Raw genomic sequence first — 20,600 nt, 5'->3', positions numbered from 1 at the left:
CAATGTGCATTTTTACACATGAGATTGTTCACAGTTCCACAATCTATTCTTGATATTTTTTTTGAATCCTCATTATACTTTCTACATATGCTTGTTTCACTTGGACTGGCTCTAAAATTGTCACTTCTTCACCAAAGCCCATAAAATAGTTGGCTAAAAATTGTGTTTCTGTTGGATGAATCTGTCCAACTAAAAAACACTGCGTGGGCGTTTCTTCCAACTGAATATTGTCAAAGCGATGTTTATAAAAAAATTCTTTGCCTTTTTCTGTAATGATTGCTTTAAATGGAATCGTACGTGCCGTCGTTTGTTGATGGCGATACGATTCTTTCAGTTCTTCAGTCGTAAAATCCAGTGTTTGGTTTAACTGCTGAATAGCCTCCATAAAATCACAGCGGTAAGTACGCCAAGCCTTTTTAGTCACATCATAGCCTGAACAATACCAATACCCTTCTAAAATAGTTAACCGGGTTGGTAAGATTTTTTTCGTTGTTGCTTCATATCTGGTATAGTTAAACTGAATTACTTGTTGCGCCAAAATACAATGAAACAGCTGCTCTAAATTGCCTGGTGCTTCTACTTGTTCAATTCCTTCGTAATAGACGACCTTACTCATTTGACTGATTTTAAATTGGGTTGGTTCATCTAAAGAATGCAATAATTTTTGCTTAATTTGCTGATAGGAATGACCAAACGGTGACTCTGCAACTAATTTCAGTAATTGTAACGAAAAAAAGATCGCTAACACTTCGTTTTCATTAAAATAAATCGGCGGCAACAACGGTTTGTTTAAAACTCGATAGCCACCATAACGACCATTCTCCACATATAGCGGCACGCCTAAATGTTCCAAAGCTTCAATATCCCGCAAAGCTGTGCTTTTAGAAATCCCAAAAGTTTTCATTAACTGATTTAAATTAAACTGAGGATGGGTTCTCAAGAAAAAAAGTTCCTGATTTAAACGTTCTGATTTTTTCATTTTTCCCTCCATCGGTGTCACTTTTTGACACCTTTTATTGTTATGCTTATCTTATCAACCTTAGGAGGTTCAAACAATGAAAAACACACAATTTGCCCTTTTTATGGTCTTAAGCGGACGAGCAACGGAAGCCTTGACGTTTTACCAAGAAGCCTTTGCTGGTGATATTCTTTTTAAAATTACTAATCAAGAATTTAAAGAGCGTTTAAATCCTTCTTTGACCATTCCCGCTGGCGAAGAACACTGGCTTTCTCACTCGATTTTACAAATGGACACTTTTCAATTACAACTAGCTGATAATCCTTTGTTTGCAGGAATGAATACCACGCCCACAGAACAATTGACCCTCAGCTTAACCGTCGACAGCCGTCACTCTGCCAAAACAATTTTTGAAAAACTCACGTGCCATCCCGAATCCTGTATTATCCAAGAACCAATTGAAAATGAATTTGCAACATTTTATGCGATTGTGAAAGATCCTTTTGGTTTAGTCACTCAAATTACTCATGAAAAACAAGCAGATCCTACCAAGAAAGGACGTTAACCGAAGAATGCGAACCTATGAATCAAAAGAAACCTTGATTGAGGCCATTCAAATAGCTTCACAAAAATATTTAGCTGAATTTGCAGAAATTCCTGAAACACTTAAAGATCACCGAATTGAAACAGTAGCTAAAACACCTTCAGAGAACTTAGCCTATCAATTAGGCTGGCTCAACTTGCTGCTTTCTTGGGAAGAACAAGAACAACGTGGTCTGACCGTTCAAACGCCAGCTGAAGGTTATAAATGGAATCAACTGGGTGCTCTCTATCAATCATTTTATCAAACCTATGGACAAATGAGTTTAGAAAGTCAGCTGATTGCGTTGCAAGACACCTTAGAAAAATTACTTCATTGGATTGACTCGCTTTCCGAAGACGAATTATTTTTACCTCAACAACGGGCTTGGGCGACCACCAAAGCACAATGGCCTCTTTGGAAATGGATTCACATTAATAGCGTTGCCCCTTTTACTAGTTTCCGAACGCAAATTCGCAAATGGAAAAAAGTGTGTCTTTAAAAAGTTATCCACATTTTTTCAAAAAAAGCTTGACAAGCATTTTTAAATTCTCCACAGAAAACTTTGTGGATGAAATTTCTTGTTTTTTCCAAAAAACTTTTCCACAGTGCTTATTTGTTCGACATTAAATCTTTGTAAATTCTAGAAAAAAGAAGATGAAAACGTTGTTTTAATAACGTTTTCATCTTCTTTCAACTTTAGGGATTCCTTTACTTTTAGCAAGCAGGCCTTCTGAACTTGCGTCTATTTTTTTTAGCAACTCGAAAACTTATCCTTGTGGATAAACCGAGATAAAAAGCTTTTTTGTGGTTTTCAACAGAGTTATGCACAAAGTTATCCACAGGGTGTTTTCAGCAATTTTTCGGAGAATATTCGTTGTTTTAATCTGGTGATTTAGCATTTGAATGTCAATCCCTTACTCCTAATTCTTCTTCACTCCACCCTTAGGATCCTAATAAAATTTTAAAGTTTTTCTTCTATTGGTACATCAAATAAAGAGTATGATAAACTATAGGTACTTTCGAAAAATCAGGTGAGGTTATTTATGAAAAATAAAAGTAGGCAGTTTTTAAAAAACAACTGGCCTTATATGTTAGCCAGTTTCTTCATTCCATTTTTAATTATGGCAATTATCTATTTGAGTATTGGGATTTATCCAGGAAGTAGTCGCAGTGTTTTAGCCAGCGATGCCTTTTCTCAATTTTCAAATTTTCACGCAAGCTTTAACAATGTTCTTCATGGAAAACAAAGTCTTTTCTATACGTGGAATGCTTCTTTGGGACTAAACTACTTGTCCTTAATTTCCTATTATCTTGGTGGCTTATTTACGCCGCTCGTCTTTTTCTTTAACAATCAAAACATGCCTGATGCGCTCTATTTCCTAACGTTGTTGAAAATTGGGAGTGCCGGCTTGAGTTTTTGGTTCTTGGCAAAACAAACCTTTAAGATTCCTAAATGGTCCCATGTGACTTTAAGTGTGTCTTATGCGCTAATGTCCTTCATTGTGGCCCATTCAGAATTAATTATGTGGCTGGATGCCTTTATTTATCTGCCACTCGTAATTTTAGGAATTCATCGTTTAATGGACCAACGAAAACCGACATTATTGTTTGTCAGTTATTTCTTGCTTTTCATTACAAATTATTATTTTGGCTTTATGATTGGGTTGTTTTCCTTCCTGTACTATTTTGCACGAACGTTTACAGACTGGCAACGATATAAATCTCGAATCGTTGCGTATTTTACTACTTCTCTTTTAGCTGGTGGAGCATCCATGATTATGGTCTTACCTGCTGTCTTAGATTTACGAACCAATGGTGAAACTCTTTCTGAAATTACAACCTTTAAAACAGAAGCGACTGCCTTTTTAGATATTATTATGAAAAATATGATTGGCGTTTACGATACAACCAAATATGGGTCCATTCCTTTTATTTACATTGGGTTGTTGCCTTTGATTTTTTGTCTCTTCTATTTCGTTACGAAAGAAATTCCATTGAAAAACAAACTACTTTTTGGCAGTTTGTTTGTCCTATTGATTGCTAGCTTTTACATCACGCCCTTAAATTTATTCTGGCACGGTATGCATGCGCCGAACATGTTTCTTTTCCGCTATAGTTTCCTCTTTTCATTCCTAGTTATTTTGCTTGCTGGTTATGGTTGGGAAAAATTTGAAAAGGATGATCTCGGCGTCTTAAGCGGCTTGATTTTGATTCTTTTAGCAATTTTTGCTCTTGCAATGGGCACAAAAGGTGCTACTAGTTATACGTTTGTGACTTTAACCTCTTTCGTATTAACGGCAACTTTTTTACTATTATACTTTTTCGGGATTGCTTTTTATCAATTGAAAAAAGCGCCTATGCAATACTTAGTGATTTTGTTATTACTGCTCGTTTCTGGTGAAGCAATCATTAATACACGGGCGATGGTCACTGGTATTTTAGATGATTGGAACTATGCATCACGTAGTTTGTATTCTGAACCTTATCCTGACTTAAAAAATCTAGTCGATCAAACAAAAAAAGAAAATGATACCTTTTACCGCTTGGAAAATTTAAATGGTGTTTCGGCCAATGACGGCATTAACTATGGCTACAGTGGCATTAGCATGTTTTCTTCCGTGCGGAACCGACATTCTTCAACATACCTAAACGCCTTAGGTTTCCGCTCACGAGGCACGAATTTAAATATTCGTTACCAAAATAATACCTTGTTAATGGATGCTTTGATGGGCATTAAATACAATATTGCTGAAAACAATCCAATGAAATTCGGCTTTGAGCGACAAGCAGCTGCTGGTAAATATCAGCTTTATCGTAACGAAAATGCTTTGCCGTTAGGATTTTTAGCAGACAAAGAGATTTACAATGTTCGGCAACCTCTCAATGATAATTTAGGTAGTCAAACAAATTTACTAAATGCTTTAGCCAATACCAATGAACGGTATTTTACCTTTTATCAACCAACGATGACGCTTCAAAATAACGTGACAATTACGCAAAATACAGCTGGCGTAACTTTTACGGAGAAACAACATAACGTAGCCAAAGAGATTTCTTATACAGTCAATGTGCCCGCCAATACGCAAGCTTATTTGAGTTTATTCCCAACGGATTTTGCTCAATTGGAAAGTTCCACTGCGACGGTCACCGTGAACGGCTCGAGTCAGCAATCACAAATTGGCATTACTGGCCAATATTATAATTTAGGCTACTATCCAAAAGATACAACTGTTAACTTCAAAGTAAGTTTTTATGGAACCAAAGCAGTAAGTTTTGTTCAGCCGCAAGTAGTTGGCTTAAATACCAATGCATTTGAAAAAGCCATTTCCGCCGTGCAAGAAAAAGGCGTTGATTTAACCACTGGCAAACGCTCTGCTTCAGGTACCTTTACCGCGGACAAAGATCAAGTACTCGTCACTACAATTCCTTATGACAAAGGTTGGCGTGTCAAAATTGATGGCAAAAAAGTTACCCCAAAAGCCTTTAAAGATGCCTTTCTAAGCGTTCCTGTCAGCGCTGGAACCCATACTATTCAGTTCTCTTATTTACCAGAAGGATTGATTCCTGGCATCGTGTTATTCGTTCTATGTACTGGTGGTTTCGTTGCCTACGTAACCTTGATTCCTGCTAGACGAAACCGTAAAAAAGAAGACAAATAAAAAATCACGCGATGGCTAAGTCATCGCGTGATTTTTTTAAATTTCAGTCATTGCTTCTTCCACAAGCGAAACACTTTGATGTCTTCCTTTCGTAATCAACAAGGAAAGTTGCACAAAAGCAAAGAGTACACTGGTCCGCTTAGGATAAGCAAAATAACGTGGTTGCCAACTAGTGACATATTGTTCTTTGCGCTTGCGTGTATCTTGAAACGCATAAATTTGATAACTATACTTGTAAAAAATATTAACAAAGCGTTCTTTTAAGAAAGAGTACTTGCTCTCCCCTACGTTAGCCAACGGCGCCATCCCAATATCAATTAATTGATAGCCCTGCTGTTGATAGGTTTCAATAAAACGAGTGAACAAATATTCTCTAGTAAAAGCAGGTGCTTCTGAACGAATACGTAACAAATCATACGAAATACTTTTGCCTTTTTCCATTTCTTTTCCAGTAATGAAACCGATGACCGTTTGTTTCTGTCTCACCAAGCCCACGCTACTGCATTTCAAGTACTCGGGATCCAACCGTCCACCAATAAAGTAGCGCTCTTTTTGATTCCGTGACCAGTCCGCAGAAACTCGTTCTAACTCTTGATATAAGGCATCACTAATCGTTTCGGGATAAAATTCAAACTGAAAATCCGCTGCTTCTGCTGCTATTTTTTCAGTCACTGTTTCCGTCCAGGCTGTTTGATTCACTGTTGACAGCTCATCAAATTGAATCAAGCCTTCTTCCCCAACTTTCATAAATTCAAAGCCGCAATCGTGAAGATTCATAACATATTCTTCCGAAATACGATAAAAAACTAATTGATAGCCTAACAAATCAGCTTGATCCATAAACGCCAGTGTCGCCGCTGTCCATTTCTCTCGTTGCCCAATTGGATCCGCCAAGACAAAGCATTTATTAAACTTCATTTGAAACCCAAAAAGTACTTGATCTTCGCCTTCTTCTTGGTAATAAAAATGACCATAATCCTTTAAATACAAAAATTGACTGCCTTCGTTGCCACCAAATTTTTCCAAAAAGCGTGTCAACCGCGCTTCCTCAAACCCCTCACCTAAAGTAACAGTTGTTTCGGCTAAATATTGATACAAAAAGAATAAACCAATCAAGGAAATACTTAAACCAATCAATCCGTTAAACCAAACATCATCTGACGGAAACAACAAAAAGTGATTGATAACTTGATTGCCACCAGCTGGTCGTGCGGCGTAATAGCCAGCAACCGCATAACCGATAAACAAGCAGCCAAACAAAATACTATCTACCGTTAAAGCGCCCCATGAATAAACGAACTTTTCACGATAAAATTCTTTACGAGCCAAAATAACCGCCAATAAAATAACGGCATAAACAGCAATTAACTGCCACGAAGTCGTTCGTGCCACCGTATTTACAATACAAAATCCTAGTAAAATAATTGTAGGCCAATAAGCTTTTTTCACTTTCATAGAAATGCCTCGAGCTAAACCTAATAACAAGAATCCTACAAATAAATTCAATGTTTGATCTAAAAAATTAAACGAAAAGGGAAGTAATACTTGGAATAAACGACTGACATTCGACAAATTCGTCACAGTCGACAATAGAACCATCATAATTCCTGCAAAATATAACGCCGCCACCAAAATAAAATGCGCCACTTTTTGTGAAAATAACCGAGGTAAATTATCAAAAAATTGATTAACTTTCATGCCTGCTTGTTGCAAGAACAAAATAACTCCTGTCATAAAAGGCGTCACATAATAGAACAAACGATAATACAACAACCAGACGACCGCTTGTGATCGATCAATCCCTAATTGTGATAAGCCCAAAATCATTAAGACATCAAACGTTCCCATACCACCAGGAACCATGGTTAACATCCCGATTAACGTAGCGATAACAAACATTGGATAAACAGAAACCATCGAAACTGGTACCTGCATCAAACGACCTATCATTAAGAAAGCAAACATCCCACCTAGCCATTGGCCTAATGAAGCGCCGAATAAAAGGAGCACCGCTTTTGGAAAAAATGTTTTAAACAATGTTCGCCGTTTTAAATACGTGAAAAACCAGAGCGCTGGCGCAATCAGGCTGCCCAGTAATAACCAAACCCAATATTCACGAAAAACATTTTGGGTTCGAATAAAAAATAAATCAACAAACGCCACAAAAGATAAAATAGATAACCCTGAAATCAAGAACAGAGCAACTTTTGAGACCGTTGCTACAACCTTGCCCCGTGGTACATCTTTTCCGTAAAAATTAATCCGTAGCGTTGCCCCAACCACACCGCCAAAACCCGCTAAGTTATTAATGGTATTGGTGACCCAAGCCGAAGTTAACCAATCCATTCGTTTCATTGGTGGCTTACCTTCTTTTTCCAATAACTTAACGACTACATAGTCATAAAGGAGCATCGGAATAACCCCTAATAGTCCTGCCAAGACCATACCAATTAAACGCCCCGTACTTTGTTGTTCCATCGTGGAAAAAATATCCGCCCAGGTCATGCCTTGAGCGATATGTGTCACTTGGTTAGCCACGAAAACTAATACAGAACCAAGAAAAATTAGTTTCAATAATAAACTGTGTTCTTTCAACCACTGCGTTAGTTGGCTAATATTTTTTTTCATCTTATAGCCTCTTTCATATCTCTTTCATATCTCTTTTCTATTCATTTAACTTTCGTTTTATCGATTTTCTTCCATGGTAGCCTATTTGCTGAAAATTTTCCAGCACGGCTAGACATTTTGGCTGAATCGTATTGTTTTATTGAAAAAAAGAGTGAGAAAAAAATCTAAGACGATTTTTTTCTCACTCTTTTATCTGTATTTTTTACGCCACTACTTCTGCGATAATCTCCATCTCCACCAACACATCCATCGGTAATTTAGAGATTTCAATCGTTGTGCGTGCAGGATATTCCGCACTAAAATACTCAGCATAGACTTCATTGAATGCCGTGAAATCCGCCATATTTTGTAAATAGCATGTCGTTTTGACTACATGAGCAAAATCACTACCAGCTTCTGTTAAAATCCCTTGAATATTTTTCAGTACTTGATTGGTTTGTTCTTTAATCGTTGTACCAACCACCTTGCCTGTTTCAGGATCCAGTGGAATCTGACCAGAAGTAATCAATAAACCATTCACAATTTTTGCTTGTGAATATGGCCCAATTGCTTGTGGTGCTTGCTTTGTTTTAATTGTTTTCATTTCTTTTCCCCCAGTAAATGACAAGTTGTTACTTTTTGTTATTTTATTTGTTTCTATTTTTCCATTGTACTGCAACCATTTTCGGAATGCTATCTTTTCTCAATTATTCCCAAGCGCTGATGCTGTGCCATCCTTTTGTAAAACAGCTTCAAAACCTTGGCGCATCCTTTCAAGTCCCTCGTGTAGTTTTGCTTGCGAACAGCCAATATTTAACCGTAAAAATCGTTGCCCATTACCGCCATAAATCGAGCCGTCCATAATGGCGACTTTCCCCACAGAAACTAAAGCCTCTTGTAAGCGGGCCACATCTGGAACTGCCGCTGATACATCCAACCACATTAAGTAAGTGGCTTCCAGCTCCGTCACTTTAATTTTTGGCAAATATGTCTGTAAAAAATCTTTCACGTAACGTTGGTTCTCCGCTAAATAATCATTCAACTCGTCAACCCAAGTACCACATTTTTGATAGGCCGTCATGGTTGCTAGCATTCCCAAAATACTTGTTGATGATAAACCATCGGCGTTTTTTAATTTGAGCTGAAAAGCGTCACGCAATTCGTTATCTGGAATTAAGGCGTAAGCAAAAATCAGCCCTGGAAAATTAAAGGTTTTCGTGCCACTGGTAATAATGGCAGATTTTTTATAATCAAATTGCGTAATTGGTCGATGAACATGGCCTTTATTAACGATATCCATATGAATTTCATCAGAAAGTAAAAACACATCATACTGTTGGCACAATGAAACTATTCGCTCTAATTCCCATTGCTCCCAAACACGTCCTGTTGGATTATGCGGGGAACATAAAAGCAAACAGCGATTTTCTGGTTGCGCTAGTTTTTTTTCTAAATCAATAAAATCAATGCTGTAGCGCTTCTCTTGATAAAGCAGTTCATTCGCCACTACTTGCCGCTTATTTTCCTGAATAACTTTAAAAAATGCATCATAGGCAGGTGTTTGTAAAATAATGCCCTCCCCTTCGTTAGTCAATAATTGAATCAAAGCAGAAATACCATAGATAACGGTCGGGGTATACATAATCCAGTGTTCTTCAATCTTCGTCTGGAATCTTGTCTGGTACCACGTTTGAATTGCTTCTTTTAATTGCGGATGGTTCCACCTCGTATAGCCAAATACTGGATGGTTCAAACGCTCCTGTAATGTTGCCAGAACTGCCTCTGGCACAGCAAAATCCGTATCGGAAATAGTGAAGGGAAGCAAGTCCGCTTCCCCAAATCGGTCTTCTACAAAATCCCACTGTGTACAATACGTTCCTCGTCGATCAATTGCTTTATCAAACGACACACTCTTCACCTTCTGTCTTTTTTCTAACCTAAAATCATCTCTAATTGATTACGGACCGTTGTCACTTTGGTTCCGATAATCACTTGTACATTCTGCGCATCTAAATGTACAACGCCTAAAGCCCCTAATTGCTTTAATTTGTCATCATCTACTTTATTAGCATCTGCTAACACTAAACGTAAACGCGTAATGCAATTATCAATAGCTTGAATATTCTCTTGCCCACCCAAAGCCGCTAAAATCCCAGGCGCATCATAGCCACCCGTTTTCTTATATTGAACTTCTTGATCGGTATATTCAGTCTCATCTAAGACCTTGTCTCGTCCAGGTGTTTTTAAATCAAAGGTTACAATGACTGTTTTAAAGACGAAATAATAAACAACAAACCAGATAGCGCCGACAATGAGAACCCACCACCATTTTGTATAAGTTCCTTGTAACAAGCCAAAAATAACAAAGTCCAGTAGCCCGCCATCAGTGTTCCCAATCACAACACCTAATAAAGCCATTACCATGAAACCTAGACCAGTCATAATGACATGAAACAGCCATAATAATGGACTAATAAATAAGAATAAAAATTCAATTGGTTCTGTAATGCCAGTGATAGCCGTAGCAATTACACCCGAAAGGAGTAAGCCTTTAATCTTATGTCGATTCGCCGGAGCTGCAGTATGATACATCGCAAGTGCCGCCGCTGGTAAGCCAAAAATAAAGGTCGGCATTTTCCCTTGTGACAAGAAAGCTGTTGCGCTTGGTGAAATCGGTAAATTATTTTGCAATTCTGCATAGAAAATATTTAACGCACCAAACACTTCTTTGCCAGCCACCACCGCTGAACCCCCTGCTTCAGTAAAACGAATCATGGAAACCAAAATATGATGCAACCCAAACGGTAACAGTAGACGTTCCCCTGACCCAAACAGAAAAGGCCCAAAAATACCAGAACGTTGGATAAGTTGGCCAATCGCCATAATCATTAGCGCGAAAAGTGGCCAAACTAACGGAATTACTAAGCCCACGAATGCCATCACTAATGAAGTAATAATTGGTACAAACCGTGCGCCAGAAAAGAAGGCAAAACTATCTGGTAGTTGCACCGTATAAAATCGATTATGCAACTTATAGACAATAAGCCCAGCGATAATTCCACCAAGAACACCCATTTCAATCGTTTGAATCCCAAAAACCATTCCTTGGCCGGCTTCCCGCAACTGCTCAGGATCCACGAGGCGATTCGTCTGCACTAAATAGAAATTAATCGCTAAATTCATCACCGTATAGCCTACGAAACCTGAAAACGCAGCAATTCCTTTTTCTTTCCGAACTAACCCCAACGGAATGGCCATTGCAAACATGACAGGTAAATAGGCAAACGCAAAACCACCAATTGTCGACATAAATTGGAAAATAATTTTTACTGCGGGCTTTCCTAAAAACGGGATCGTTTCAATCATGGATTCACTGGAAAAAGAACTTCCTAATCCCAACAAAATCCCCATAAAAGCTAATAAAGCCACTGGCAACATAAACGTTTTACCTAATCCTTGGAAAAACTCCCAGAAAGTCGCTTTCTTTTTCTTTACTGCCATTTCTTAACTCCTCCATTCATTCTTTACAAAACTAAAAATGATTGCGTTTACATTCATTGCCCTCATTATAACTAGCCCAAAACAAAGAAAAAAGAGGCTACACTCTTTCTGTATCCCCTTACATCATTTAGTATGGTGTTGCATAAAATTACCGCGGCTGCTTTGCCTCTGCATACATTAATAAAACCGTATCGAACAAACAAATGACAGCAATTCTTGAACTTAAATCTACGCGCTGATGATAACGTGTCGTCCCTTTGGCAAATAACGTCGTCGTCGACAATTTTTCCAAGGTGCTTCCTTTAGTCGAAATCAAACTAATCATCGGCACTTGCTGTTCCTGCGCTACACGTGCATACGCTAAAATCCCCTTAGTTTCTCCTGTATAACTGACAAAAATGGCTAAATCCTGTCCGTCCAGATTCTTAACTGCTGCCGCTTGTTCATCCCAATCAGATCGTGCATAGGCTTTTTTTCCTAAAAATGTTAGCTTTCGTGCAAAATCAGTACAAATAGGAAAACTGCCACCAACACCGAACACTTCAATCGTATTCGCACGCTCAATCATTTTAAGCATTTCCGCGACTTTGGCTTCATCCATTTGTTGAAAACTATCTTGCACATTGGCAATCAACTGTTGCGTAATAGCTTGAAAACTACGACTATCGCTTTCTGTGCTCTCGCTCTGCACCGATTGGACGATTGCGTATTTTAATTCTTGGAAGCCTCGATAACCTAAGTGTTTTGCTGTCCGAGAAATAGTGGCTGTTGAGACAAACAACGCCTGCGCCACCTCATAAATGGTTTGTGAACTAATTTCCGTCATATGCGTCAAAATATAATCCAGTACTTGATTTTCAATTTTACTTAAATGATTTCGTTTCTTTTCTAACAAAGCGATTAATCCCTCAGTCGACATCCAATCCCTCACTTTAAATCCTTTTTTATAATTATACACCAGAATATTCTGATTATTTCAATAAGAAAGTCCAAAATAACCAACAGCGGCTCCATCATTCGCCAGAGAAAAAAATCAGCCTTCCGATGGAGGTGTTTGTTGCGCTTTCTTGCTATACTCTGTATATAGAAAACAGGAAAAATTTGGAGGTAGTACGTATGAATAATCAACGACCAATGTTTATAAATATTCTTTTAGTGGTCCTTTTATTTTTAGTTGTCGGTTCACTCTTTAGTGCCGTTGTCGGTATCGTGGGAAGCTTATTGTGGCTAGCAGTAAAAATTTTAGTTCCCGTAGCGATTATCGTGTGGCTTGTTCGAACAATTTCGGGAAATAATGGCAACTGCCGCCGTCGTTATTAAAAAAAAACAGGTTTTCCTTTTCGGAAAACCTGTTTTTTTTACTTCTTTTATCTAAAAGCATATACAATATTGCTAATACCAAACATCATAAAGTAGAAGCCAACTAAGAAGCTTAGAGTTAATGCTGAAGACAATGGATTAAATAATAACATTACACCTAAGATAATCCCTAAAACGTCAACAATTAATGTGAACCAGAAGTAACCTGTGCTTACTCTTTTAGCAAAATCTAAAGTAAATAAGCCGAAAATTGAGTCGAATAAAAACCAAATTGCAAAAACAAATGGTAACACAGCGACACCAATATTTAAGTTAAACAATAAGTAAACACCAATTAGGATATCAATAATCCCTAAGATGATTGGTGCATAAGCTTTGTAGCCTAGCAATTCTTTCATACGATTACGTACAAAAATTTCAAAAATCCCTTTAATAATAGCAAAAATCGCAAAAACCATCACAATGGCAATTAAATTACCGGCAGGATTTTGGAAAGAAATTAATGCAGTCAGAACAAATAGAATTCCTAATACTAATGAACCCCAGTCCATTCCATGATGTTGTCGTTGTTCCATGACACTCACTCCTCTATAAAATAATTTATTACACTTATTATGTTACTACTATTTTACAAGGTGTCAAATATTTTCATCGTGCTTTCTGAAAACCATTTCAATGATAACTCCATTAAAAACAACGTATCACTTGATTGTCTCTTTTTTGGTGCAAAATTGTGCCTTTTTTGTATAAATAAGTCCCTCGTTTTCCTACAAAAAAACCGCTACTTTTTCATCTAGTTTATAAAAAAGTAACAGTTATAAATTATTTTTTCTTTTTCCCAATCGAGAGAATCCCTCTTTTTATGACATCAAAGAAACTCAAAGATTGGACCATATGATCTGGGTCAACATATTCACGAATAGCTCGTAACACTCGCTTCGGCTCTTTTGAAGCAAACGTATACGTCCCATTTTTCTTGGTTTGAATCGCATAACGAGGAATCCATTTTCCTTTGAACATTACTGAAGCCAACACGTAATCGACTTCTTCCCACGGAATTTGGATAAACTTACGTGGATCTTTGGCATGGTAAAATTCAAACCCGCGGTCACCTATCATAATTTGTCCATAATCTGTTAATCCTGTAAATGCCGTCGCATCTATAACTAAATCAACTTTTGTGTTTAATGATTGTACCATGTTATCTGCTCCATTTCATTCGACTAATTCCTCTTTATTATACGTTTCTTTCCTGATCGAAACAAACAAAATTACATCTTTGTTTAAAAAAGCGGAAGAAAAGTTTCTCGACTTCTCTTCCGCTTTTTTTGATTAGAAGTAATAAACTTACCTCGTCATTCTTATAATAAGCCGATTAAGTGGCCGACAACGCCGACTACGAATAAACCAAGAATGATAACGATTGGGCTAACTTTTTTCTTCAATAACCACATACATAAGAATGTAAGTAGTAATGGTGCTAGACCTGGAATCAATTGATCTAAGTTATCTTGTAAAGTAGTAACTTTCGTTGGTGAAAGCGCCAAGCCTTGGTTCACTTGTTCAAAGGCTTTATGCATTCCTTCACCGCCAGCAGGAAGTTTATCCCACTCGATATAAGCACCTTTGTCTAACTTAACTTGTGAGACAATTGGTAAGAACTTAATCGATACCCAACGTTGAACTAATGCGGCCAGTACGAACATCCCTAAAATAGAAGCACCTTTTGTAATATCTTGTAGTAAACCACCTGAAAGGTCATCAGTAATTTTAGAACCTGCTTTGTAACCAAACTCTTGTGTATACCACATGAATGACCAACGAATTAAGTTCCAAGCAACGAAGAATAAGATTGGGCCTAAGATGTTACCACCCATTGCTAAGGAAGCACCTAAAGCGCCTAACATTGGACGAACAGTAAACCAGAAAACTGGGTCACCAACACCGGCTAAAGGACCCATCATCCCAACTTTAACCCCTTGAATCGCTACGTCATCAACTGGTGCGCCATTGGCACGTTCTTCTTCCAAAGCTAATGTTACACCAAGGATTGGTGAGGCAATGTATGGGTGTGTATTAAAGAACTCTAAGTGACGTTTTAACGCCGCTGAACGTTCTTCTTTCGTTTTATATAATTTTTTGATTGCTGGAATCATTGAGAATGCCCAACCGCCGTTTTGCATACGTTCATAGTTCCAAGAACCTTGGATAAATGTTGAACGCCAAGCTACAGCTAAACGATCTTTTTTAGTTAATTGAATTTTTTCTGCCATTTTCTTTGCTCCTCCTTCAGAATTAGTAGTCGTTTAAAATATCGCCTAATGGGTCGCCAGAGTTGCCTCCGCCATTTGAGTTAGAAGAACCGCCCATTTTAGATAAGTTCAAGTAAATAAGAGCTAAAGCGACACCTAAAGCACCTAATGCGATTAATGTTAATTGAGAAATCGCTGCGACTACGAAACCGATAATGAAGAATGGCCATACTTCTTTTGTTGCCATCATGTTGATTACTAATGCATAACCTACGGCAACGACCATACCACCACCGATAGCCATACCATCAGTTAACCAAGCTGGCATTGATTCTAAGAAATTACGAACAGTGTCAGCAGGAATGAATAGTAAAGCACCTGCTGGAATCGCAATACGAATACCTTGTAAACATACAGCGAAAATGTGTAACATTTCAACTTGTTTAATGTTGCCTTTTTCAGCAGCCGCATCCATCATGTGAACGATTGGAACCGCAACTGTCCGAACGATCATTGTTAAGAACAAACCTGCAACCGCTAAAGGAACTGCGATGGCAATCGCTGAAGGAACACCTTTAACACCTTGGCCACCTAAAACTAAAATAATTGCTGAGGCAACAGATGCTAAAGCGGCATCCGGCGCAACGGCAGCCCCGATGTTCGCCCAACCTAACGCGATCATTTGTAAAGTACCACCTAAAACAATTCCGGCTTCTAAATTACCAGTAACTAATCCGATTAATGTACATGCTACTAACGGTTGGTGGAATTGGAACTCATCCAAAATCCCTTCCATACCAGCTAGAAAGGCAACGAGTAAAACTAAAATAATTGATATAACAGACATGATAAGCCTCCTATTTTGATTTGTATTTGGCGAGTTACGCGTTTGCTAACTCATTTTTTGCTTTTTTCAAAATTTCGTCCATATTCGCTTTTGAATCATTTGGCACTTTACGCACATCAAATTTGATGCCTTTGGCTTTTAATTCATCAAACGTATCAACGTCTTCTTGACCCATTGATAATACTTTGCTTACAACGACTTTTCCAACAGAGTGAGCCATTGAACCAACGTTTACTTCTGGGATTTCTACGCCGCCTTCAACCACTTTTAAGACGTCTTCAGGATTTTCAAATAATAATAATGCTTTTGTATTGCCAAAACGTGGATCTTTCGCTACTTCAATCATTTTACTGATTGGAATAACATTGGCTTTTACTCCTGGAGGAGCTGCTTGTTCGATTAATTTCTTACGTAAGTCATCTTTTGCAACGGCATCAGAAACAACAATAATTCTGTTTGGTTGTGTTGCTTTTGTCCAAGCTGTTGCTACTTGACCATGTAATAAACGTGAATCAATACGTGCTAGCACAAATTTAATTTTGCCATCGCCAACAACTGTACCTGGTGGTAACGAACCTTTTGGCTGTGCATCTTCTGTCGCAGCAGCTTTTGGTGCTTCTGCTGGTTGTAACTCTTCTGGTTTAACTTTGACACCATCTTTTGCTGTTTCAAGAATGTGTGTCGCAATTTCTTGTGCTGATTCCATAGAGAAACGAGAAGCATATGCTTCAATAACCATTGGTAAGTTCATACCTGCAACGATTGCCCATTTGTCTTTATGATCTTCTAACAATGAGTTCGCTTGGTTAAATGGTGTTCCTCCCCATAGGTCAACTAAAAATAGTACTTCGTCTTGATTGTCAAACGATGCAATGGCTTCTTGCATTTTTGCTTTTACATCATCGGGACCTTCGCTAGGCATTAACGTAACTGCTTTTACATTTTCTTGTTCGCCAAAGATCATTGCACCAGATTGCAAGATCCCTTCAGCAAATTCACCGTGACTTGCTAGGATAATTCCTACCATTTTTATACCTCCTGTATAATTGATGTTTTTTTTCATGGTTGTACTGCTAAACGCTTTCACTTTTTGAAAAAAATCAGATAAATCAGATTCTGACAAAAATAAATGAAAAAATTTCAATAGTTCTTGATTTTTTTCAACATCAGCACTTGCCTTTATCAATACAGTTCATGAAGCAATGATGTTGGTCCTAGGCCACCACATCCTTTCAATGTCTTTCGTCTGTAAAAATGAACGTCAGCTGGCGTTATTTTCTTTGCTACGCTCTTTTTTCAGTAAATCCATCAAATTCACTTGGCTGTCTGCTGCGACTTTTCGAATTTCCAATTCAATACCTTGTTCATTTAAAAACAGAAATGCTTTTAAATCGTTGGCATCCACTGCGACTGCATTCGTAATCATTCGCTTGCCTGTACTGAAACTCATTCCGCCAATATTCACAGAAGTTAGTTGTACACCGCCTTCGACCACTCGTTTCACGTCCAAAGGATTAGTGAATAACAACATGGCTCGAAACGAATCAAAACGAGGATCAGGGTAAACATCAATCATTTTTTGAACAGTGATGACATTTACTTTGACACCAGGTGGAGCAGCTTGAACCAACAAGGCTTTTCTCAAATTGTCATGAGCAACGGAATCACTAACCACTAAAATGCGATTAATGTTCGTCAATTTTGCCCAAACAGTTGCTACTTGGCCATGAATTAATCGATCATCAATTCGAGCTAAACGAATATCCATTACCATCGGGAATGCTCCTTTAAATTCATTTTTAAAGGTTAGGACCTTTGTCTTTTTACCTAAAAATTTTAGGTAAAAAGGGACACCTTATTATAAGCAAGTTTCGTGCCAACTTTAGTGTATCGGTTCGAAACCTAGAAAATTATAGGTTTTTTTAAGAAAATAAAAAAAACGATACACTAATAAATAGTGTATCGTTTTTTCTGTATTAATCTAGTGTATCAATTTCGGTGATTTTATCTTCGATACACTGAGCATTTTTGACTAACTGTGCGATAAAATAAACTTCTTCTGCTGGAACATCCATATTAAGAGCTTCTTCCATAGTCTCAATTGAGGCCACAATCACTGGATAAATTGGCTCTTGAACCAATCGACCAAGTTCTTTTTCTGAAACCGTCAGTGTATCATTCCGTAAAATACGCTCCAACATGCCCGATGTGTGCATAATCAAATTGATGTAAAATGTGTACTCTTCTGGCATCGCTAATTGGGTTTGGATATTTTTAGCGAATGACCACAACAGATCAATGATTTTTTTTCCATTAATGAAAGTGAAACTTTGCTCCATATATTTTAGACAAATTTCTTTTGCTGCCGCTTCGTCCAACGGCTTATTCATTACTTCTTCTTTCCGCTCTGCTAGTAATTGCTGAATAATTTTTTCTGCTTCACCGGAAAAGAAATTTTCCATGGAAATATAAGGAACACCAATTTTGGGATTGGTAATCCCAGTTGTCGCAATAATTTCATAGTCTTCTTGAATTTTAGGCAAGACTTCTTTCATATTTACAATGGACAAAGGAATCACTTCTAAATGCCAGTCTATTTGTGGCAAGACAGCTTCCTCAATAAGCTCTTTCATTCGGCGCGCAGTTCCTTCTCCAGAAGCGCAGATAGCAATAATTGCTCTTGTTTTCCAATTTTCAATGATTTGTTTCGTTTCACTTTGGCGAATATCGGCATAGCCATGAAAGTTTTTTAAAGACTCGTGAAGTGTTTCCAATTGCGTATCAATTAATGCGGTTTTGCGGGCCGCTTCAAGAACAATTGGCGTGGTCACCATGTCTACTGTCCGCACATCAATGCCTGTCTGGCGTACAATTTCTTCTGAAAAAGTACTTAATGAACCCATATCCACCAATAATAGTACGCCATTCTCTTCATTCACTTCACCAACTGCTTCAACGATTTTACGCAAAGCTTCTTTCGGTGGCATATCTAACGGCATATCCACAGCCTTCAAATTATCAACATTTAACAATTGAGAAACCACTTGTACCATACTGCTAGCGGTACTATTTCCGTGCGCAGCCACGACAATGCCAATCCGGCCAGCCTCAGGATTTTCTCTTAAAGAAATGAGCAAAACAGCTAAATAGTAACTTTCAGATTCAGGAATCTCCATCTGATAACTACTTTCAATAATATTTTTAATTTCTTTCGCTGTTTCAAACTCTGTTGGATAATCTAAAACCATATTTCGAATACTTTCATTTAAAGGATGCTTAGGATCTTTGCCTAATTGGATGCGTTTCAAGAAAGAACTAATGTGTAAACTCATTGCATAAATAAAGTTGGGTTGAAACGAATACGATAACCGCTTCGCTGCAAAATTATAAATTTTCTTAGTGACATCAATAATTCGTTGGTCAACAATTTCGGCCAATTTATTTTCTGTATCAAAGGTGAATCCATAATCTTTGTAGAAAGATTTTAAATGAACATTGATATCCGTTGTAATAAAATTATTAATTAGTTCTTGGTCCAAGCCGTCTGCTTTTAAGAGAGCCGCTTTATCTCCAATAATCTCATATAGATTGTAAGGCAATTCATAGGCATCTGACTGAATAGCTACTAAAGATTCATTTGGTGATACCACTAATTGCGGTTCCAGATATTTCGATAACTCCGACAATACTTCTCGATTACTGGCAAGTTGCATAATGCCTTCTTTGATATTGTCCGTTAATTCGTCCATCGTAATCATTAATTCCTCTTGTTCCATCTGATTAAGGAACCCTCGCGCAGTCACAAGTTGCACATTCGATTTTAGCTGACCGACATTTCCATAAGAAACACTTCCAATTAACGCTTTGACCACATCTTCTGACAAAGAGATTCGCCGTTGAATCCGCGCTGCTTCCATTGAAACCATCACTTTTAGGAGGTCAATTTTTTCTTTCGCAGGACGGTCACTAAAGTTCGGTAATTGAATGATAATCGGAATGCGTCGCACAAAAGTATTCAATAAAGAAGAAGTAGGATTCTCCGTCGTAGCACAAATAATCCGAACATCCGCATGATGTGATTTCACTGTTTCACCTAAACGCGCGTACACGCCGTGATCCATAAAATAAAAAATCATTTCTTGTCCTTCGGGTGGTAACCGATGTACTTCATCTAAAAACAGAATGCTGCCATCTGCTTCATCAATAATCCCTTCTTTCGCTTTCGTAGCGCCTGTGAAGGCCCCTTCTACATACCCAAATAAATGCGACATCAAAAGTTCTGGATTATGCGCATAGTCTGCACAGTTAAACACCACAAACTCTTTTTCTTTGGCCACAATTTGGTTCAGCTTCGCAAATTGAAACATGGCATGAGCAAAATAAGTTTTCCCAGAACCTGTTGGTCCAGTAATTAAACAATTCAAGCCTTTTGGCGGATATAAAATCGCTGCTTTGGCTTGTTCCACCGGCGTTTTCATGCTTCCAGCTGAACCGATAATTTTTTTGAAAATATCTTCAACTTCTGGGGTTTTACTTGTCGTGACTACTGGTTCAACCAATGGTTCGATAAAAGTTTTTGTGGAGTGATCCATTGATTTTTCCCGATAACTTTTAACTGGCTTGGTTAATGGTCGATGCTGAAACGCCACCTGCGCGACATATTTTACTGGTCGACCAGATAATTTTTTCAAGCGCCCTTCACGAACCAGTTGATTCAAATCTTTACTAGCATTGGTCCGCTGAATGTTTAAACGTTCTGAAATTTCTTGTGTCGTGACTCCCGCATCACTTGTTAAGGTCATTGGCGTTAAATTCTTCGTTTGCTCTTTAACATATTGATAGATTTTTTCAATCCGCTTCATTTTTGATGGCT

17 protein-coding genes are annotated in these 20,600 nt (G+C 37.9%); 4 read left to right on the top strand and 13 right to left on the bottom strand.

Going from position 1 to position 20,600, the window contains the following annotated elements; translation table 11 throughout:
* Positions 1–43 precede the first annotated feature (43 nt).
* The gene (locus IGI80_RS03715) at positions 44–991 is read right to left on the bottom strand and encodes a helix-turn-helix transcriptional regulator (protein WP_002404711.1); all 948 of its coding nucleotides are present in this window, start codon (positions 989–991) and stop codon (positions 44–46) included.
* A gap of 64 nt (positions 992–1,055) precedes the next feature.
* Here IGI80_RS03715 and IGI80_RS03710 point away from each other — a divergent pair, with 64 nt between their 5' ends.
* From IGI80_RS03710 to IGI80_RS03700, 3 genes are all read left to right on the top strand, one after another.
* Positions 1,056–1,523 (top strand): VOC family protein, encoded by a 468-nt coding sequence (locus IGI80_RS03710; RefSeq protein ID WP_438722689.1) that lies wholly within the window; start codon positions 1,056–1,058, stop codon positions 1,521–1,523.
* Between the two features lie 7 nt (positions 1,524–1,530).
* Entirely contained in the window at positions 1,531–2,040 is a 510-nt protein-coding gene (locus IGI80_RS03705) for a ClbS/DfsB family four-helix bundle protein (RefSeq protein ID WP_438723404.1), read from the top strand.
* 544 nt (positions 2,041–2,584) lie between these two features.
* Positions 2,585–5,200: a YfhO family protein gene (locus tag IGI80_RS03700; RefSeq protein WP_002413969.1), complete on the top strand. Its 2,616-nt coding sequence runs from the start codon at positions 2,585–2,587 to the stop codon at positions 5,198–5,200.
* A 36-nt stretch (positions 5,201–5,236) separates the two neighbouring features.
* Here the strand turns inward: IGI80_RS03700 and mprF are convergent, their stop codons facing one another.
* The 5 genes from mprF to IGI80_RS03675 all read right to left on the bottom strand — a co-directional run bounded on the left by mprF (position 5,237) and on the right by IGI80_RS03675 (position 12,227).
* Positions 5,237–7,828 (bottom strand): bifunctional lysylphosphatidylglycerol flippase/synthetase MprF, encoded by a 2,592-nt coding sequence (gene mprF / locus IGI80_RS03695; RefSeq protein ID WP_438722688.1) that lies wholly within the window; start codon positions 7,826–7,828, stop codon positions 5,237–5,239.
* A gap of 202 nt (positions 7,829–8,030) precedes the next feature.
* Entirely contained in the window at positions 8,031–8,411 is a 381-nt protein-coding gene (locus tag IGI80_RS03690; RefSeq protein ID WP_033598408.1) for a RidA family protein, read from the bottom strand.
* Between the two features lie 99 nt (positions 8,412–8,510).
* Entirely contained in the window at positions 8,511–9,725 is a 1,215-nt protein-coding gene (locus tag IGI80_RS03685) for a MalY/PatB family protein (RefSeq protein ID WP_016635155.1), read from the bottom strand.
* Positions 9,726–9,739: 14 nt separating this feature from the next.
* A complete protein-coding gene (gene malX / locus IGI80_RS03680; RefSeq protein WP_002378674.1) occupies positions 9,740–11,308 on the bottom strand; it encodes a maltose/glucose-specific PTS transporter subunit IIBC in 1,569 nt (522 codons plus the stop codon).
* A gap of 148 nt (positions 11,309–11,456) precedes the next feature.
* Complete coding sequence (locus IGI80_RS03675; protein WP_002387434.1) at positions 11,457–12,227, bottom strand: MurR/RpiR family transcriptional regulator; 771 nt, start codon at positions 12,225–12,227, stop codon at positions 11,457–11,459.
* A 197-nt stretch (positions 12,228–12,424) separates the two neighbouring features.
* Here IGI80_RS03675 and IGI80_RS03670 point away from each other — a divergent pair, with 197 nt between their 5' ends.
* Positions 12,425–12,628 (top strand): hypothetical protein, encoded by a 204-nt coding sequence (locus tag IGI80_RS03670; RefSeq protein WP_002381332.1) that lies wholly within the window; start codon positions 12,425–12,427, stop codon positions 12,626–12,628.
* A 47-nt stretch (positions 12,629–12,675) separates the two neighbouring features.
* Here IGI80_RS03670 and IGI80_RS03665 read toward each other — a convergent pair whose 3' ends face one another.
* The 7 genes from IGI80_RS03665 to IGI80_RS03635 form a co-directional block, all read right to left on the bottom strand.
* Entirely contained in the window at positions 12,676–13,203 is a 528-nt protein-coding gene (locus IGI80_RS03665; RefSeq protein ID WP_002356034.1) for an HdeD family acid-resistance protein, read from the bottom strand.
* 247 nt (positions 13,204–13,450) lie between these two features.
* Positions 13,451–13,828: a DUF956 family protein gene (locus tag IGI80_RS03660; protein WP_002356033.1), complete on the bottom strand. Its 378-nt coding sequence runs from the start codon at positions 13,826–13,828 to the stop codon at positions 13,451–13,453.
* Positions 13,829–13,989: 161 nt separating this feature from the next.
* Positions 13,990–14,901, bottom strand: coding sequence for a PTS system mannose/fructose/sorbose family transporter subunit IID (locus IGI80_RS03655; protein WP_002356032.1), 912 nt, complete (start codon positions 14,899–14,901; stop codon positions 13,990–13,992).
* A 22-nt stretch (positions 14,902–14,923) separates the two neighbouring features.
* Positions 14,924–15,727: a PTS mannose/fructose/sorbose transporter subunit IIC gene (locus tag IGI80_RS03650; protein WP_002356031.1), complete on the bottom strand. Its 804-nt coding sequence runs from the start codon at positions 15,725–15,727 to the stop codon at positions 14,924–14,926.
* Between the two features lie 34 nt (positions 15,728–15,761).
* Positions 15,762–16,754, bottom strand: coding sequence for a mannose/fructose/sorbose PTS transporter subunit IIA (locus IGI80_RS03645; protein ID WP_002356030.1), 993 nt, complete (start codon positions 16,752–16,754; stop codon positions 15,762–15,764).
* 234 nt (positions 16,755–16,988) lie between these two features.
* A complete protein-coding gene (locus IGI80_RS03640) occupies positions 16,989–17,501 on the bottom strand; it encodes a mannose/fructose/sorbose PTS transporter subunit IIB (RefSeq protein ID WP_002385473.1) in 513 nt (170 codons plus the stop codon).
* A gap of 202 nt (positions 17,502–17,703) precedes the next feature.
* A complete protein-coding gene (locus IGI80_RS03635; protein WP_002356028.1) occupies positions 17,704–20,589 on the bottom strand; it encodes a sigma 54-interacting transcriptional regulator in 2,886 nt (961 codons plus the stop codon).
* Positions 20,590–20,600 lie beyond the last annotated feature (11 nt).

The sequence above is a fragment of the Enterococcus sp. DIV1420a genome (assembly GCF_051712165.1).
GTDB classification, from domain to species: domain Bacteria; phylum Bacillota; class Bacilli; order Lactobacillales; family Enterococcaceae; genus Enterococcus; species Enterococcus faecalis.
The sequence above is the reverse complement of the archived record's forward strand: the minus strand, read 5'-3'. Positions and strand labels throughout refer to the sequence as shown.

Coding starts and splice junctions, on each gene's coding strand:
- IGI80_RS03645 (WP_002356030.1), bottom strand. CDS start 16,754: ATGGTAGGAATTATCCTAGCAAGTCACGGTGAATTTGCTGAAGGGATC.
- IGI80_RS03655 (WP_002356032.1), bottom strand. CDS start 14,901: ATGGCAGAAAAAATTCAATTAACTAAAAAAGATCGTTTAGCTGTAGCT.
- mprF (WP_438722688.1), bottom strand. CDS start 7,828: ATGAAAAAAAATATTAGCCAACTAACGCAGTGGTTGAAAGAACACAGT.
- malX (WP_002378674.1), bottom strand. CDS start 11,308: ATGGCAGTAAAGAAAAAGAAAGCGACTTTCTGGGAGTTTTTCCAAGGA.
- IGI80_RS03640 (WP_002385473.1), bottom strand. CDS start 17,501: ATGGTAATGGATATTCGTTTAGCTCGAATTGATGATCGATTAATTCAT.
- IGI80_RS03715 (WP_002404711.1), bottom strand. CDS start 991: ATGGAGGGAAAAATGAAAAAATCAGAACGTTTAAATCAGGAACTTTTT.
- IGI80_RS03670 (WP_002381332.1), top strand. CDS start 12,425: ATGAATAATCAACGACCAATGTTTATAAATATTCTTTTAGTGGTCCTT.
- IGI80_RS03665 (WP_002356034.1), bottom strand. CDS start 13,203: ATGGAACAACGACAACATCATGGAATGGACTGGGGTTCATTAGTATTA.
- IGI80_RS03705 (WP_438723404.1), top strand. CDS start 1,531: ATGCGAACCTATGAATCAAAAGAAACCTTGATTGAGGCCATTCAAATA.
- IGI80_RS03710 (WP_438722689.1), top strand. CDS start 1,056: ATGAAAAACACACAATTTGCCCTTTTTATGGTCTTAAGCGGACGAGCA.
- IGI80_RS03635 (WP_002356028.1), bottom strand. CDS start 20,589: ATGAAGCGGATTGAAAAAATCTATCAATATGTTAAAGAGCAAACGAAG.
- IGI80_RS03675 (WP_002387434.1), bottom strand. CDS start 12,227: ATGTCGACTGAGGGATTAATCGCTTTGTTAGAAAAGAAACGAAATCAT.
- IGI80_RS03650 (WP_002356031.1), bottom strand. CDS start 15,727: ATGTCTGTTATATCAATTATTTTAGTTTTACTCGTTGCCTTTCTAGCT.
- IGI80_RS03690 (WP_033598408.1), bottom strand. CDS start 8,411: ATGAAAACAATTAAAACAAAGCAAGCACCACAAGCAATTGGGCCATAT.
- IGI80_RS03700 (WP_002413969.1), top strand. CDS start 2,585: ATGAAAAATAAAAGTAGGCAGTTTTTAAAAAACAACTGGCCTTATATG.
- IGI80_RS03660 (WP_002356033.1), bottom strand. CDS start 13,828: ATGGTACAATCATTAAACACAAAAGTTGATTTAGTTATAGATGCGACG.